This is a genomic window from Pseudomonas sp. NFACC43 (genome assembly GCF_900119645.1).
In the GTDB taxonomy this organism is placed as follows: domain Bacteria; phylum Pseudomonadota; class Gammaproteobacteria; order Pseudomonadales; family Pseudomonadaceae; genus Aquipseudomonas.
Genome location: NZ_FPKK01000001.1, coordinates 1 through 14,570, shown reverse-complemented (window position 1 = coordinate 14,570; position 14,570 = coordinate 1). Strand labels below are relative to the sequence as shown.

Here is a 14,570-nt window from a genome sequence, read left to right as displayed (position 1 = left end):
GAGCATCAAAGGGGCAAGATTACCCGTATTGGATAAGCGCGTAGAAGTTGCGTGGTGAAAATCCCGCCTATTGGCTTCTGGACGGTGGTCCCGGTTTTTTCGTTGAATTGGACCTGTCCCTGGCGGCCCGCAGGCCCTACCGTGACGCTATCGAACGCCACGGAGCCCGCCATGAGCCAGCGTCTGGATTACTACAGCGCCTCCCCCGGGGCGATGAAAGCGATGATCGGCCTGGAAGCGCTGGCCAGTCGCCTGAGCATCGAGCCGGCGCTGCTGCACCTGATCAAGATTCGTGCCTCGCAGCTCAACGGCTGCGCCTTTTGCACGGACATGCACTCGGTGGACGCGCGACGCCAGGGTGAGACCGAACGACGCCTCTACGCCGTGGCGGTCTGGCGCGACAGCGGCTTTTTCAACCTGCGCGAACGTGCCGCCCTGGCCTGGACCGAAGCGGTCACGCTATTGGCCGAAAGCCAGGTGCCGGATGACGTCTATGCCCTGGCCCGTAGTCAGTTCGCCGAAGAAGAGCTGGTGGACCTGACCCTGGCGATCAGCACCATCAACGCCTGGAACCGTCTGGCGGTGAGTTTCCGCCAGAGTCCCAGCGCTTGATCGACACGGCACCCGGACGGCTGTTGAGGCGCAGCGAAGTCATTGGCCGCTGGCTGGCCTCTGGGGCTTGACCGACGTGCCGAACGTATTGCCCATGCGCACCCCGGTAGCCGCCGGCGTTGCCAGGCCGACGCTGTTGGGCGGCCGCCGCTCGACGGGCACGTCCAGGGCTTCCCGGGCCTGTCGAGCGGCGGCCGCGGCCTGTGGATCGTTGCCCATCTGACGGCTCAGGCAGTTGTAGTCGGGGGTCTTGTAGCCACCCACCGTCACCTCGATACAGGCCGGCGCCTCGTCGCCCCAGGCGCTGCAAAGCACCGTGAACAATCCCACTCCCGCCGTCATGCCCATCCACTGTTTCATCGCTGACCTCCTGGCCCGTCACCGCGGACGGTGCGTTGTCAGGGCATCAGTCTAGTGCGGTCCGAGGGATTTGTATCAGGTGTCATACGACATTCATAAACAGCCCTCAGGATGACGTTTTTCAACGGATACGTCAGTCGTGCAGCAAGGCAGCGCCAGGGGTGGATGCAGGCGTGGATTGACCAGGCCCCCCTTGGGTTGGCTGATGGTGTGGTTGTGTCTGCTGGCCGCTCCGGTGCGGGCTGTTGGCCTGGTGGAGCTGGACATCGCGCCCCAGGCATTGACCACTGCGCTGGAGCAGTTCAGCCGGGCGACCGGCATGGCGGTGCTGGTGGACCACGGGTTGTCGAGCCGACGCCAGACCCTGGGTGTCCAGGGGCGATTCACGCCTTCCGAAGCCTTGAACGTATTGCTGCGCGGTACAGGGCTTGCGGCGCATTACGCCCGGGCGGACGCCTTCACGTTGCAGCCGGTGCGTGTCCGTGAAGTCGCGCTGCCTCCCGGCGCTGCGCCGGGGTTGAGTGAAGGCAATTATGCGGCGGCCATCCAGGCGGTCATCCAACGCAATTTGTGTGCGTCGCCACTGACCCATCCGGGCAGCTTTCGCGCGTTGCTGCAGGTGTGGATCGGCCGCGACGGGGTGGTCCAGCACACTCGCCTGGTCGCTTCCACCGGGAATCTGATGCGTGACAAGGCCCTGGTCAACAGTATGCAGAACCTCAGGATCGACCGCCCGGCGCCCACGTCGTTGCGCCAGCCGGTGACCCTGCTCTTGTTACCCGACTCATCAGGAAAACGCATGGAATGCACAGCAGGGGAAGGGGTGTTCGGGCAATGAAAGACACTGGTCGCAACCCGATGGTCAGGCTTTTCCTCACCTCCTACGAGGATTTCAAGGTTCGCCTGCGCCGACGCCTGGGTTCCGAGGAACTGGCCAACGATGTGTTGCACGAGACCTACCTGCGAGTCGATCGCATGGACGACACACCGGACATCGCCCAGCCCAACGCCTATCTGTATCGCATGGCCCTGAACATCGCCGCCGACCGACGGCAAGCCGATGCTCGCCTGCTGACCGGCGGCGAGATCGACGAACTGCTGCAGGTTTCGGATGAGGCGCTGGACCCGGCCCGGGTCGTGGGCGGGCAGAAGGAACTGCAGACCTTGCTCAAGGCACTGTATGAATTGCCGGCGCGCCGGCGCAGGATTTTCATCGCGGCGCGCCTGGAAGAAGCACCGCACCTGGAAATTTCCCAGCGATTCGGTATTTCCACCCGGATGGTGGAGAAGGAAATCAAGGCCGCGCTGGGGCATTGCGCCCAACGCCTGGAAAGAAAAGTCATCCAACGGTTCGGTCCCGGGGCGGGAAAACAGTCTTGAAGGTTAGGCTGTGTACGAAAAGTGCCTGCGCGACGACCCTGCTGCCGTTGAGAACAGGCTCGCAAAGCTCATTGGCAACCCGTCAACTGCGCTTGCTCGCCTGTTTTCGCCTGGCCTGCTCGCCGCGTGGCGACTTTACGTACAACCCTTGGATCGGATCAATTCGTGAGTACGTGTGCGCTTGAACATCTTCAGCATCGCTTCCCCTGATGCCACGCCAGAGGCTCGACTGGCCGACGAAGCCCGAGACTGGCTGATCCTGCTGACCTCGGGACGGGCCACCGTGGCCGATGCCCGGGCCTTGCGCCAATGGTGTGGGCAAAGCCCCGCGCACGCCCAGGCATTCGAGCAGGCCAAGGCGCTTTGGCAGGGGCTGCTGCCGGCCGCCGAGGCCATGCAGGCACCGCGGCATTTCGGCCGTCGGGCATTCCTGGGCGGGGCCATCGCGGCATCGGCGGGTTTCCTGTTGATCAGGACGATGGTGCCCGGCGGAATTTCCGGGCTGGGAGCCGACTACGTCACCGAGGTTGGCGAGCAGCGGCGGGTGGAACTGGGCGATGGAATCAGCCTGGAGCTCAATACCCAGACCCGCCTGAGTCGCCGTGCGCTGGCAGAGGGAGGGCAGGCACTGGAGTTGCTGGCTGGAGAGATCGAAGTGCAGGGGCGCAGTGTCTCGACGGTCAGCGTCCAGGCCGGCACCGGCTGGATCAGCGCTGCACGGGCACGGTTCAACATCCGCTACGTGGACCAGAGCGTCTGCACTACCTGCCTGGAAGGCGTCGTGCAGGTGCAGGTACAGGGGCAGAGCTTGCGTCTGGAGCCGGGCATGCAATTGACCTACGGCAATGGCCGTACCGGCCAGCCACAGAACGCCGATGTATCGGCTGCCGTTGCCTGGCGCGAGCAAGTGCTGGTCTTCAACGACGCCACGTTGGCCAGCGTCATCGATGAAATCAACCGCTACCGTCCGGGCATGTTGTTGCTGCTCAATCGTGAGTTGGGCCAGCGCAAGGTCCAGGCGCGTTTCCGTCTCGATCAACTGGCTGGCGTGGCGCTGCTGATCCGCGACGCCTACGGGGCCCGATGCATCGAATTACCGGGTGGGGTAGTGGTACTCAGTTGAAGCCACTGGTGCTTTGCGAGCCGTCTCGAAGCTGGCGTGGCGGCACTCTCTGTCACGCCACGCAGCTTCTCGAAGGGCATTGACGGGACCTTCAGGCGACGGTCGCGGCGCTGCGTTCGCGCAGCTCCTGCAAGCGATCGGCGCCGCCTTCGGCGACACGATTCTCCAGCAAGCGGTCGGACCCGCCCTCGGCGACACGACGTTCCAGCAAGCGATCGGACCCGCCTTCGGCGACACGACGTTCCAGCAAGCGGTCGGACGCGCCCTCGGCGACACGACGTTCCAGCAAGCGGTCGGACCCGCCTTCGGCGACACGTCGTTCCAGCAAGCGGTCGGACCCGCCCTCGGCGACACGACGTTCCAGCAAGCGGTCGGAGCCGCCCTCGGCGACACGACGTTCCAGCAAGCGGTCGGAGCCGCCTTCAGCCAGGTGTTGCGCAGCCTGGCTGTGGGGCGTTGCGCTCGCCGAGGCGACATTCGCCACGCCGACCCCGCCAACCAGGGTCAGGGCCAGTGCCAGGGAGGATATCTTCGAGAAACTGAGCATGGTGGTTCTCCTTGCGTTCAAGTGGATTGGGTCCGTGGCAGCGAAGGGTGTTGCTGTCCGGTGATCACAGTTAAACGCCTGGATGTATCGACGCTGTGTGGCGGGAGAGGGCGAAATCGACGGTTTCGTATCTGTCGCGGGTTCATATACAGACCGATACAAATCCGTTGTAGACCTGCCTGCCAGTGCTCAATTCCGAGGACTTTCCCTAGCCGATAATCGCACGCTTTGTACGGTGGGCAGGCCTGGGTTATTGACCGAACTAACCGGTTGGTACATTTTAGGCGCAACAGTCTTGTCCGATACGGCGGGGCTCATAATAAAAATAGAGGAACACCCTATGCGCAGCCGTCCGCGGGCACCCCACGCTCTCTCTTCGCTCTGTCGTTTCATTCCTGAAGCCATTTGCGTCTCCGGTTCGACCCGGTAGCGGCCCACGCCGCTGCGGTCCTATCGCGCCGCCGAGGCCGGCGCTCGACAAACCCGAGAGGTCTTCAAGATGACCAAAGTCGTCGATCTGTATTTCAAGTTGCTCAAGTTGCTGATTGTCCTGTGCATGGTCGCGATGATCGTGCTGGTATTCGGTAACGTCGTGCTGCGTTACGCCTTCAACTCCGGCATCAGCGTGTCCGAGGAGCTGTCGCGCTGGTTCTTCGTCTGGATGATTTTTCTCGGCGCCCTGGTGGCGCTCAAGGACCGCGCGCACCTGGGCATGGACAGCCTGGTCAAGCGTCTGCCAGCGGCCGGCAAGCGCGCCTGCCTGGTCATCGGGCATCTGCTGATGCTGTACATCTGCTGGTTGATCTTGCTGGGCAGCTGGCAGCAGGCGGTGATCAACCTGCAGGTGGTCGCACCGGCATCCGGTCTGTCCATGGCGCTGTTCTATGCCGCCGGCCTGGTATTCGGTGCCAGTGCCGCGCCGATCCTGCTCCATGAACTCTACCTGGCCCTGTTCGGCAAGCTCGGCGACGACGAGCTGGTGATGATCAAGGACAACGACGCTACGCAAGCGCTGGCGCATAACCCCATCAAGAGTGACCGCCCATGACACTGGCCATTTTCCTCGGGTCCCTGATGGGCAGCATGGCGCTGGGCATACCCATCGCGTTTGCCTTGCTGGTGGTCAGTGTGGCGTTGATGGTCTACCTGGACCTGTTCGACGCGCAGATCATTGCCCAGAACTTGCTCAATGGCGCCGACAGCTTTCCGCTGATGGCGGTGCCGTTCTTCATGCTGGCCGGCGAAATCATGAATGTCGGCGGCTTGTCCAAGCGCATCGTCAACATTGCCATGGCCCTGGTAGGGCATAAGCGCGGTGGCCTCGGTTACGTGGCGATCATCGCGTCCTGCCTGCTGGCATCGCTCTCCGGCTCCGCCGTTGCCGACGCGGCCGCACTGGCGGCGTTGCTGGTGCCGATGATGGTGCTGGCCGGGCACTCCCGGGGTCGGTCGGCCGGCCTGATCGCGGCCGGCAGCATCATTGCGCCGGTCATTCCCCCCAGCATCGGTTTCATTGTGTTTGGCGTGGCGTCCGGTGTGTCGATTTCCAAGCTGTTTCTGGCCGGCATCGTGCCAGGGCTGTTGCTGGGCGCTTCGCTGGCCGTGGCCTGGTGGTACATCTCGCGCAACGAGCATGTGGAAACGCCCCCCAAGCGCTCCCGCGCCGAAGTACTGCGCACCCTGCTCGACGGCAGTTGGGCGCTGGGCCTGCCCCTGATCATCATCTTGGGCCTGAAGTTCGGCATCTTCACCCCCACCGAAGCCGCAGTGGTGGCGGCGGTCTACTCGCTGTTCGTGTCCCTGGTGATCTATCGGGAAATGAAAGTCAGCCAACTGTACGAAGTGATCCTGTCCTCGGCCAGGACCACTTCGGTGGTGATGCTGCTGGTGGCGGCGGCCATGGTTTCATCCTGGCTGGTGACCATTGCCGACCTGCCGGGTCAGTTGGCGGAGCTGCTGGCACCCTTCATGGACAACCAGACCCTCCTGCTGCTGGTGATGATGGCGTTGATCATCCTGGTGGGAACGGTCATGGACATGACGCCGACCATCCTCATCCTCACGCCGGTGCTGATGCCCGCGGTCATCCAGGCGGGGATCGATCCGGTGTATTTCGGCGTGCTGTTTCTGATCAATACGGCCATCGGCCTGATCACCCCGCCCGTGGGCACGGTACTGAATGTGGTGTGCGGCGTGGCGAAGCTGGATTTCGAGGAGATCGTCCGCGGGGTCTGGCCGTTCATGCTCGCGCAATTCGTGGTGCTGTTCCTGCTGGTGCTGTTCCCGCAACTGGTCCTCGGGCCGTTGAAGTTCTTCACCGGATGAGCCCGGTGCAAGCCTGGTCAGCTCGACCTCAACAACAATAATGAATGGAGAGTGACATGCGAAAACTGATGAAGACCCTGTTGGCCGGGGCATGTGCGACGGGGTTGCTGCTGGGCAGCGTGGCCGGCCATGCGGACGAGATACGCGAGCGCACCCTGCGATTCGCGTTCCAGAACGTCAAGGAACATCCACAGGGCCAGGGGGCGCAGAAGTTCGCCGACCTGCTCAGCGAAAAGAGCGGCGGCAAGATCAAGGTCCGCCTGTTCCCCGGCGGCACGCTGGGCGGTGACGTGCAGACGGTGTCTGCCCTGCAGGGCGGTACGCTGGATATCACCGTGCTCAACTCGGGCATCCTGGCGGCCCAGGCACCGGACTTCGCCATGCTCGACTTTCCGTTTCTGTTCAACGACGCCGCCGAGGCCCATGCGGTGATCGACGGAGCGGTCGGCCAGAAGCTCGCAGCGCAACTGGACAGCAAAGGGTTGGTCGGCCTGGGCTACTGGGACCTGGGGTTTCGCCACCTGACCAACAGCAAGCATCCGGTGAACCGGCTCGAAGACATGCAGGGCCTGAAGATTCGGGTCATTCAGTCGCCCATCTACCTGGAAACCTTCTCCGCGCTGGGGGCCAACCCCGTGCCGATGGCGTTCCCCGAGGTCTACACCGGTCTTGAACAACACACCATCGACGGCCAGGAGAACCCGTTCACGGTGATCGAGGGCAACAAGTTCTACGAGGTGCAGAAATACCTGTCCGTCACGGGCCATATCTTCAACCCGCAATCGTTGATTATCAGCCAGAAGACCTGGAATCGCCTCAACGATGCTGAAAAAACCATGATTCGCGAGGCCGCCGCCCAAGCGCAGCACTTCCAGCGGGAAGTCACCGCGGCGAGCATGGACAAGGCCAAGGCGACGCTGGCTGGCGCGATGACCGTCAACGAACTCACCCCGGCCGAGAAAGATCGCTTCCGCGAGCGGGTGCGGCCGGTGATCGACAAGTTCGCCCAGTCCCTGGACGCCAACCTGGTGAAGATGATGTACGACGAAATCGCCAAGGTGCGGGCAGGACAGTGAGCTGAATCGGGTCCCGTTCAAGTCTGTGGGAGCGCGCCTGCTCGCGATGGCGGTGTGTCAGCGACTTGCAGTGTGGCTGACCTGGCGCCATCGCGGGCAGGCTCGTTCCCACAGCCTGACGCATCGTTATCAGAGCGTTATCGAGCCCCTGGCACCGCCAGCCACTGCCCGATGACTTTCTGGTAGCTGCCATTGGCCTTGCTCAGGTGCAGCCACTGGTCCACATACATTTTCCAGGTGGTGTCGTCCCGAGGCAGCAGATAGGCCTTCTCGCCATATTGCAGGTAGCGGGTCGGGTTGACGGCGCAAAGGCCAGGCTTGAGTTTCTGTTGGTAGAGGGCTTCCGACGCATCGGTGATCATCACGTCGGCCCGCTTGTCCAGCAGCTCCTGGAAGATGGTCACGTTGTCATGGAAACTGAGCTGGCCCTTGGGCAGGAAGGCCCGTACGAAGGCTTCGTTGGTGCCGCCGGCGGGCTCCACCAGGCGCACCGAGGGCTGGTTGAGCTGCTCGATGGTCTGGTAGCGCGACTGGTCTTCGCAGCGCACCAGCGGGATTTTTCCGTCCACGTCCAGGGTGTCACTGAAAAACGCTTTCTTCTGGCGTTCCAGGGTCACGGAAATCCCGCCCATGCCGATGTCGCACTTGCCTGCCAGCATGTCCGGCATCAGGGTCTTCCAGGTAGTCTGCACCCACTGCAACTTCACCCCCAGGCTCGTGGCCAGGGAGCGTGCCATGTCGATGTCGATGCCTTCGTATTCACCGCTTTCAGCCTTGTAGGTGTAGGGCTTGTAGTCACCGGTGGTGCAGACCTTGAGCTCGCCGCGTTGCAGGACCTGATCCAGATGGGAAGGGGCCGGCTCGGCCATGACGCTGCCGCACAGCGCCATCAGGCCGCAGAACGTCATTGTGCTTATTGTGTTTTTCATAGGGACGCACGTCTCGCAAGGGAAGGGGACAAGACGGGCCAGTGTAGTGAAAGTGCTTGCAGGCTGTCACCGAAGGCGTGGGCTGGGCATGCTTGCGCCCGCGGTGGCGGCAGGGCTCGTGTTCAAGGGCCGTCCGGTCGGATATGTTCGCTCATCAATTGCACGAGCGATCCCACAGGCTCGCTCAGGCTTTGGGGGCGACGATGCACGAGGCCGATATCACGGTGAAAAGTGTGCTCCCCCAGCTCCACCACCCGGACGTCGCCGGGCCAGTCCTGATGGGCGGCGGTCTGGGGAATCAGCGCGACCCCCACGCCTTTTCCCACCAGTTTGATGATCGCATCCAGTTCATCCAGCTCGCATATTTCTCGCAGGTTGACAGGCATCCGGCTGAGGAATCGGTCCACCTGCCTGCCGCCGAAAGAAGAGCGGTCATAACGGATGAAGGGCTGGCTGGCGAGCAGTTCGGTCCAGTCATCCCCGGGCACATCGGCGGGTACGATCAATCGGTAGGGCTCACGGACCAGAGTGGCCCAGCGCAGGTCGCTCTGCAGTGAGAAAGGCGGGCGAATGATGAGGGCCATGTCGATCTCACCGGCGTCCACAAGGTTGATCAACTCGATCGACAGGCCGGGTATCACGCGGGTTCGGCATTGCGGATACTGTCGGTGGAACTTCGCCAGCGCGTCCGGCAGGAACGAGCGCTGTACCGAGGCGATGGCGCCGATGTTGATCAAGACACTGGCGGGCGCACCGATGCTGGCGGAGCCCAGGTTGTCGTACAGGCGCAGCAGGTCCTGGGCCTGGAGCAGGATTTGATGACCCATCCGATTGAGCTGGGCGCTACGACCCTTGCGATCGAAGATCGGGAAGCCCAGCTCGGCTTCCAGACGCTGCATCTGGGCGCTGACGGCGGCCTGGGTCAGGCCGATTCGGTGGCCGGCGGCGGCGAACGTGCCCTCGCGGCAGACGGCGACCAGTGTTTTGAGTTCTTTGATCATTCACAAAGAATAGTTGTGTTCCTGAGCGATTTATATTGATTTTTTTATCTTCTGCGCGGCGCTAGGCTGGTTTCCCTGACCTCAAACCCCTGGAGTCCCGATGAGTATCGCGCCTTTTCACCTGGCTATCCCTGTATATGACCTCGCGGCCGCCCGCGCTTTCTACGGCCAAGTGTTTGGCCTGGAAGAAGGGCGGTCCAGCGCCCAATGGGTCGATTTCAATTTTTTCGGACATCAGCTGGTGATCCATGAACATCCGAAGACGCCGTCCCAGGAAAGCGTCCATAGCAACCCGGTGGACGGTCATGACGTTCCTGTCCCGCATTTTGGCGTGGTGCTGGGCTGGCAGGAATGGGAAGCGTTGGCCGAACGCTTGAAGTCCTTCGGCACCGAATTCGTGATCGAGCCCTATATTCGCTTCCAGGGCCAGGTTGGCGAACAGGCGACCATGTTTTTATTCGATCCGTGTGGTAACGCGCTGGAATTCAAGGCCTTCAAGGACATGGGCCAGCTGTTCGCGAAGTGAAGCGAGGCACCTGCCGGAGCCATGGCGCCGTTGCAACCTTGCGTGGACGGTTCCGCCCGCTGCATCCGCGTCAGCCGTCCACTGTTCAGCTGGATATGATCCCGTGATCGATGGCGTACTTCGCCAGTGCCGCGGGTTTGTCGATGTTGAGCTTGCGGCGGATGCTCAGGCGGTGGGTCTCGACGGTGCGCACGCTGATGTCCAGTTCCCGGGCCATTTCCTTGTTGTTCAGGCCCTGGACCATCTTGCGCAGCACCTGGCTCTCGCGAGGGGTCAGTTCGTTGTCGGTGTTCGGATCGGCGGCGAGCCGCTGGGCGATCTCGGCGCTGTAGAAGGTGCCGCCGCTGATGATGGCTTCGATGGCGGCGATGATTTCCCGCGATGGGGCGTTCTTGAGCACGTAGCCACTGGCGCCGGAGCGCACGGACTCGCTCACGTATTCATGATTGTCGTACATGCTGAGCATGAGGATCTTGAGGCTGGGGTACTGCTTGCCCAGCAGCCGGGTCAGTTCCAGTCCGTTCATGTCCTTGAGGCCGATGTCCATCAGCAGCAGGTCCGGCTGGCAACGACCGATCATTTCCAGCGCTTGCTCGCCGTTCTCCGCTTCACCGACCACCTCCAGTTGCGGCATGACGGACAGCAAGGCCCTGATGCCGTCGCGGACCAGGGAATGATCGTCCACCAGCGCGACACGGATTACAGGGGGCAGGCTCATGGGCAGGCGCTCTTGTTGTAATGGGGGCTCATCAGCTTTGCGTGACCGACATGTTCATGGGGAGCAGGACGTCCAGTTCGCTTCGTCCGGGTGTCGAGGTCAGTTCCAGGCGGCCGCCGAAATGCTCGACCCGTTCGCGGATATTACGCAGGCCGATGCCAGCATGGCCACGTTCGACCTGGGGCACGTTGAAGCCCATGCCGTCATCCACCACCGTCAGGCGCAAGGACTGGCCCGAACCGAACAGGGTGATGGCGACCCGCTTGGCTCCGGCGTGGCGTTCGATATTGGTCAAGGCCTCCTGGGCGATGCGGAACAGCGAGACGGGGGCGCCATTTTCCAGCCGGCAGTCGAATTCGTTGCTTCGATAGGACACTTCGAGCCCGCTGCGCTGTTCGAACTCGGCGGCGAGCTGGCCGATGGCGGCCGGCAGGCCCAGGGTATCGAGCAGGGAAGAGCGCAGGTCATGGGAAATGCTGCGGATTTCGCCGATGGCCTGGCCCAGCCGGTCGGTGGCGTTCTTCAGGATACCCAGGCCATTTTCCTGGCCATTCTCCAGGACATGGCTGGCGAGTTCGAACTGGAACTTTATCGACACCAGCACCTGGCTGATGCCGTCGTGAAGCTCGCGAGACACCCGTGAGCGCTCTTCCTCCTGCAAGCTGACGATGCGCTGGTTCAGCCGTTGCAGTTTCTTGTCGGCCAGGCGGTGCTCACTGACGTTCAGGGTCATGCCGCCGGCGAATACCAGCAGCACCGCCACCAATGCCACCGCGGCGATGGCCTGCATGGTGGTGTGGATGCCCTGGGCCACTTCATCGCGGGCCTTCTGGGTGGCGAGTTCGACATCCTCCAGGTAGATCCCGGTGCCGAGCATCCAGCCCCAGCGATCGAGCATGACCACATAGGCCAGTTTGTCGGTCACCTGGCCGGAGGAGGGCTTGTTCCAGGCATAGCGCTGGAAGCCTTCGCCTGACTCGGCGCTTTTGATCAGCGCCTGGATGACGGGCAGGCCGTGGGGATCCTTCATGTCCCAGAGGTACTGGCCCACCAGTTCCGACTGGCGTGCATGCATCAGGCTGCGGCCCTGGCGATCGTAGACGAAGAAATAACCGTTGATGCCGAAGCTGAGCTTGCGCAACTCCTCCAGCACTTGCTGCTGGGCCTTTTCGTCCCCCTGTCCATCGTTGTACAGCGGGGCGATCAGGCTCTGCGCCATCTCGACATAGTTCTTCAACTCGGCGCGCTTGCTGGCCAGGATGCTGTCTTCGATCAGTTGCGCCTGCTGATCACCCAACTGGCGGTTGAGGGAAATCACCAGCACGCAGATGACAGCGATCGCCAGGACCAGGGGCAGGATCCCGAGGGCGACGATTTTGTGTTTGAGCAGCATCTGTACTCCTGTCCGGGCCTGGCGAGGGGAGGCGTGATGACTGGCATCATATGCCAAACATCCTACCCGATAGCAGACCTGTGCAAGCAAGCCCGGCCCTGCAAGACCGACGGCGTCTACGTAGTACTACGGATTTATTTATTGACGGCTTGCACCGATATTGGGCCGGCTCCGAATAGCCGGGGCACATTATAAAAACAATCGCCGCAGTCCTCTTGGACATCGGCAGGAGACACGCAATGACAACCCGTCTGGTTAAACACCTCGCCTGGTTTGCCGTGGCTGTTCTGGGAGCCTGTGCGTTGAGTGTCGTGGCCTTGCGCCGCGGCGAACCCATCAACGCCCTCTGGATCGTCGTCGCAGCCGTGGCCATCTACCTGGTCGCCTACCGCTACTACAGCCTTTTCATCGCCAACAACGTGATGCAACTCGACGCGCGCCGGGCCACTCCCGCCGTGCTCAATAACGATGGCCTGGACTATGTCCCGACCAACAAGCACATCCTCTTCGGCCACCACTTCGCGGCGATTGCCGGCGCGGGGCCGCTGGTCGGGCCGGTGCTGGCGGCGCAGATGGGCTACCTGCCCGGCACGCTCTGGCTGATCGCCGGCGTGGTGCTGGCCGGTGCGGTGCAGGATTTCATGGTCCTGTTCCTGTCCACCCGCCGCAACGGTCGCTCCCTGGGCGACATGGTGCGCGAGGAAATGGGCCGTATCCCCGGCACCATCGCGCTGTTCGGCTGCTTTTTGATCATGATCATCATCCTCGCGGTGCTGGCGCTGATCGTCGTCAAGGCCCTGGCCGAGAGCCCGTGGGGGATCTTCACGGTGATGGCGACCATCCCGATCGCGATGTTCATGGGCATCTACATGCGCTACATCCGTCCGGGCCGCATCGGTGAGATTTCCCTCATCGGCGTGCTGTTGCTGCTGGGTTCGATCTGGCTGGGCGGGCAGGTGGCCGCCGATCCGGTCTGGGCCAAGGCCTTCACCTTTACCGGCGTGCAGATCACCTGGATGCTGATCGGCTACGGCTTTGTCGCGGCGGTGCTGCCGGTGTGGCTGATCCTGGCGCCGCGGGACTACCTGTCCACGTTCCTCAAGATCGGTACCATCGTCGCCCTGGCGATCGGCATCCTGATCACCATGCCCGAGCTGAAGATGCCGGCGCTGACCCAGTTCACCGACGGCACCGGCCCGGTGTGGAAGGGAGGGCTGTTCCCGTTCCTGTTCATCACCATCGCCTGTGGCGCGGTGTCGGGCTTCCATGCGCTGATTTCATCGGGCACCACGCCCAAGCTGCTGGATAACGAAGTCAATGCCCGTTACATCGGCTACGGCGGCATGCTCATGGAGTCCTTCGTGGCGATCATGGCCATGGTCGCCGCTTCGGTGATCGAGCCGGGCGTGTACTTTGCCATGAACAGCCCGGCGGCCATCGTCGGGACCGACGTGGTGGCCGTGGCGCAGACCGTCAGCAACTGGGGCTTTGCCATCACGCCGGACGCGTTGCAGGCGGTGGCCAAGGACATCGGCGAAACCACCATCCTGGCCCGCGCCGGCGGTGCGCCGACCCTGGCGGTGGGTATCGCGCAGATCCTGCACTCGGTGCTGCCGGGTGAGAACACCATGGCGTTCTGGTACCACTTCGCGATCCTGTTCGAAGCGCTGTTCATCCTCACCGCGGTGGACGCCGGCACCCGTGCCGGGCGGTTCATGCTGCAGGACCTGCTGGGCTCGTTCGTGCCGGCCCTCAAGCGCACCGAATCCTGGCCCGCCAACCTGATCGCCACCGCCGGTTGCGTGGCACTGTGGGGCTACCTGCTGTACCAGGGCGTGATCGACCCGCTGGGTGGCATCAACACCCTGTGGCCGCTGTTCGGCATCTCCAACCAGATGCTGGCGGGGATCGCCCTGATGCTCGGTACCGTGGTGCTGATCAAGATGAAGCGCCAGCGCTACGTCTGGGTCACGCTGCTGCCGGCGACGTGGCTGCTGATCTGCACCACCACCGCGGGCCTGATCAAGCTGTTCGACGCCAACCCGGCGATCGGCTTCCTGGCCCTGGCGCGCAAGTACAACGATGCCCTGGCCGCCGGCCAGGTCCTGGCCCCGGCCAAGAGCGTGGAGCAGATGCAGCACGTGGTGTTCAACGCCTACACCAACGCCACGCTGACGGTGCTGTTCCTGTTCGTGGTCTTCAGCATCCTGTTCTACGCGCTCAAGGTCGGCATCGCCGCCTGGGGCACGAAAGAGCGCACGGACAAAGAAGCGCCATTCCAGGCCCTGCCGGACGCGTAACCAGAGGATTGCAACGATGTTCAATGACTTGAGTCGCCTCGGTAAATACCTCGGTCAGGCCGCCCGCCTGATGGTCGGCATGCCCGACTACGACAACTACGTCGAGCACATGCAAACCAAGCACCCGGACAAGCCGCTGATGGACTACGAGGCGTTCTTCCGCGAACGCCAGGAAGCCCGCTACGGCGGCAAGGCCGGGCCCAAGTGCTGTTGAACCGCTGATTGCCGGCGGATGATGCAACCCTTGTGGGAGCGAGCCTGCTCGCGATGGCAGTGGGTC

The 14,570-nt window shown here is 62.8% G+C and carries 16 protein-coding genes; 10 read left to right on the top strand and 6 right to left on the bottom strand.

The window, feature by feature from the left end; genetic code table 11:
- The first annotated feature begins 171 nt into the window (after positions 1 to 171).
- The gene (locus BT179_RS00080) at positions 172 to 612 is read left to right on the top strand and encodes a carboxymuconolactone decarboxylase family protein (RefSeq protein WP_072398935.1); all 441 of its coding nucleotides are present in this window, start codon (positions 172 to 174) and stop codon (positions 610 to 612) included.
- A gap of 39 nt (positions 613 to 651) precedes the next feature.
- Here BT179_RS00080 and BT179_RS00075 read toward each other — a convergent pair whose 3' ends face one another.
- Positions 652 to 972, bottom strand: coding sequence for a hypothetical protein (locus BT179_RS00075; protein WP_072430547.1), 321 nt, complete (start codon positions 970 to 972; stop codon positions 652 to 654).
- 205 nt (positions 973 to 1,177) lie between these two features.
- On the opposite strand from BT179_RS00075, the gene BT179_RS00070 reads away from it, so the two are divergent.
- From BT179_RS00070 to BT179_RS00060, 3 genes are all read left to right on the top strand, one after another.
- Positions 1,178 to 1,810 carry a secretin and TonB N-terminal domain-containing protein gene (locus BT179_RS00070; protein WP_072430548.1) on the top strand — a complete coding sequence of 211 codons (633 nt, stop codon included), beginning with the start codon at positions 1,178 to 1,180 and terminating at the stop codon, positions 1,808 to 1,810.
- Positions 1,807 to 2,352, top strand: coding sequence for a sigma-70 family RNA polymerase sigma factor (locus BT179_RS00065; RefSeq protein ID WP_072430549.1), 546 nt, complete (start codon positions 1,807 to 1,809; stop codon positions 2,350 to 2,352). The genes BT179_RS00070 and BT179_RS00065 overlap by 4 nt, the downstream gene beginning before the upstream one ends.
- 181 nt (positions 2,353 to 2,533) lie before the next feature.
- Positions 2,534 to 3,475, top strand: a complete 942-nt coding sequence (locus BT179_RS00060) for a FecR family protein (RefSeq protein WP_072398949.1) — start codon at positions 2,534 to 2,536, stop codon at positions 3,473 to 3,475.
- A gap of 91 nt (positions 3,476 to 3,566) precedes the next feature.
- On the opposite strand, the gene BT179_RS00055 is transcribed toward BT179_RS00060, so the two are convergent.
- Positions 3,567 to 4,022, bottom strand: a complete 456-nt coding sequence (locus BT179_RS00055; RefSeq protein WP_072449216.1) for a phage infection protein — start codon at positions 4,020 to 4,022, stop codon at positions 3,567 to 3,569.
- A 499-nt stretch (positions 4,023 to 4,521) separates the two neighbouring features.
- Between BT179_RS00055 and BT179_RS00050 the strand changes: the two genes are divergently transcribed.
- The 3 genes from BT179_RS00050 to BT179_RS00040 are packed head-to-tail and all read left to right on the top strand — an operon-like array spanning position 4,522 to position 7,423.
- A complete protein-coding gene (locus tag BT179_RS00050; protein ID WP_072430551.1) occupies positions 4,522 to 5,070 on the top strand; it encodes a TRAP transporter small permease in 549 nt (182 codons plus the stop codon).
- On the top strand, positions 5,067 to 6,347 hold the full coding sequence (locus BT179_RS00045; protein WP_072430552.1) for a TRAP transporter large permease subunit: 1,281 nt from the start codon (positions 5,067 to 5,069) through the stop codon (positions 6,345 to 6,347). Before BT179_RS00050 ends, BT179_RS00045 begins: the two co-directional genes overlap by 4 nt.
- A 56-nt stretch (positions 6,348 to 6,403) precedes the next feature.
- The gene (locus tag BT179_RS00040) at positions 6,404 to 7,423 is read left to right on the top strand and encodes a TRAP transporter substrate-binding protein (RefSeq protein WP_072430553.1); all 1,020 of its coding nucleotides are present in this window, start codon (positions 6,404 to 6,406) and stop codon (positions 7,421 to 7,423) included.
- 137 nt (positions 7,424 to 7,560) lie between these two features.
- Here the strand turns inward: BT179_RS00040 and BT179_RS00035 are convergent, their stop codons facing one another.
- Together BT179_RS00035 and BT179_RS00030 are read right to left on the bottom strand one after the other, a co-directional pair.
- Positions 7,561 to 8,352, bottom strand: a complete 792-nt coding sequence (locus BT179_RS00035; RefSeq protein WP_072430554.1) for a transporter substrate-binding domain-containing protein — start codon at positions 8,350 to 8,352, stop codon at positions 7,561 to 7,563.
- 122 nt (positions 8,353 to 8,474) lie between these two features.
- On the bottom strand, positions 8,475 to 9,353 hold the full coding sequence (locus BT179_RS00030) for a LysR family transcriptional regulator (RefSeq protein ID WP_072398944.1): 879 nt from the start codon (positions 9,351 to 9,353) through the stop codon (positions 8,475 to 8,477).
- Between the two features lie 100 nt (positions 9,354 to 9,453).
- On the opposite strand from BT179_RS00030, the gene BT179_RS00025 reads away from it, so the two are divergent.
- Entirely contained in the window at positions 9,454 to 9,879 is a 426-nt protein-coding gene (locus tag BT179_RS00025; RefSeq protein ID WP_072430555.1) for a VOC family protein, read from the top strand.
- 85 nt (positions 9,880 to 9,964) lie between these two features.
- On the opposite strand, the gene BT179_RS00020 is transcribed toward BT179_RS00025, so the two are convergent.
- Together BT179_RS00020 and BT179_RS00015 are read right to left on the bottom strand one after the other, a co-directional pair.
- Positions 9,965 to 10,597 (bottom strand): response regulator, encoded by a 633-nt coding sequence (locus tag BT179_RS00020; protein ID WP_072398946.1) that lies wholly within the window; start codon positions 10,595 to 10,597, stop codon positions 9,965 to 9,967.
- A gap of 31 nt (positions 10,598 to 10,628) precedes the next feature.
- Positions 10,629 to 11,990 carry a cache domain-containing protein gene (locus BT179_RS00015; protein ID WP_072398947.1) on the bottom strand — a complete coding sequence of 454 codons (1,362 nt, stop codon included), beginning with the start codon at positions 11,988 to 11,990 and terminating at the stop codon, positions 10,629 to 10,631.
- 239 nt (positions 11,991 to 12,229) lie between these two features.
- Between BT179_RS00015 and BT179_RS00010 the strand changes: the two genes are divergently transcribed.
- Together BT179_RS00010 and BT179_RS00005 are read left to right on the top strand one after the other, a co-directional pair.
- A complete protein-coding gene (locus BT179_RS00010; RefSeq protein ID WP_072430556.1) occupies positions 12,230 to 14,290 on the top strand; it encodes a carbon starvation CstA family protein in 2,061 nt (686 codons plus the stop codon).
- Between the two features lie 16 nt (positions 14,291 to 14,306).
- Entirely contained in the window at positions 14,307 to 14,504 is a 198-nt protein-coding gene (locus BT179_RS00005) for a YbdD/YjiX family protein (RefSeq protein ID WP_072390895.1), read from the top strand.
- Positions 14,505 to 14,570: the final 66 nt, after the last annotated feature.

Coding starts and splice junctions, on each gene's coding strand:
- BT179_RS00080 (WP_072398935.1), top strand. CDS start 172: ATGAGCCAGCGTCTGGATTACTACAGCGCCTCCCCCGGGGCGATGAAA.
- BT179_RS00075 (WP_072430547.1), bottom strand. CDS start 972: ATGAAACAGTGGATGGGCATGACGGCGGGAGTGGGATTGTTCACGGTG.
- BT179_RS00070 (WP_072430548.1), top strand. CDS start 1,178: ATGGTGTGGTTGTGTCTGCTGGCCGCTCCGGTGCGGGCTGTTGGCCTG.
- BT179_RS00065 (WP_072430549.1), top strand. CDS start 1,807: ATGAAAGACACTGGTCGCAACCCGATGGTCAGGCTTTTCCTCACCTCC.
- BT179_RS00055 (WP_072449216.1), bottom strand. CDS start 4,022: ATGCTCAGTTTCTCGAAGATATCCTCCCTGGCACTGGCCCTGACCCTG.
- BT179_RS00050 (WP_072430551.1), top strand. CDS start 4,522: ATGACCAAAGTCGTCGATCTGTATTTCAAGTTGCTCAAGTTGCTGATT.
- BT179_RS00045 (WP_072430552.1), top strand. CDS start 5,067: ATGACACTGGCCATTTTCCTCGGGTCCCTGATGGGCAGCATGGCGCTG.
- BT179_RS00040 (WP_072430553.1), top strand. CDS start 6,404: ATGCGAAAACTGATGAAGACCCTGTTGGCCGGGGCATGTGCGACGGGG.
- BT179_RS00035 (WP_072430554.1), bottom strand. CDS start 8,352: ATGAAAAACACAATAAGCACAATGACGTTCTGCGGCCTGATGGCGCTG.
- BT179_RS00030 (WP_072398944.1), bottom strand. CDS start 9,353: ATGATCAAAGAACTCAAAACACTGGTCGCCGTCTGCCGCGAGGGCACG.
- BT179_RS00025 (WP_072430555.1), top strand. CDS start 9,454: ATGAGTATCGCGCCTTTTCACCTGGCTATCCCTGTATATGACCTCGCG.
- BT179_RS00020 (WP_072398946.1), bottom strand. CDS start 10,597: ATGAGCCTGCCCCCTGTAATCCGTGTCGCGCTGGTGGACGATCATTCC.
- BT179_RS00015 (WP_072398947.1), bottom strand. CDS start 11,990: ATGCTGCTCAAACACAAAATCGTCGCCCTCGGGATCCTGCCCCTGGTC.
- BT179_RS00010 (WP_072430556.1), top strand. CDS start 12,230: ATGACAACCCGTCTGGTTAAACACCTCGCCTGGTTTGCCGTGGCTGTT.
- BT179_RS00005 (WP_072390895.1), top strand. CDS start 14,307: ATGTTCAATGACTTGAGTCGCCTCGGTAAATACCTCGGTCAGGCCGCC.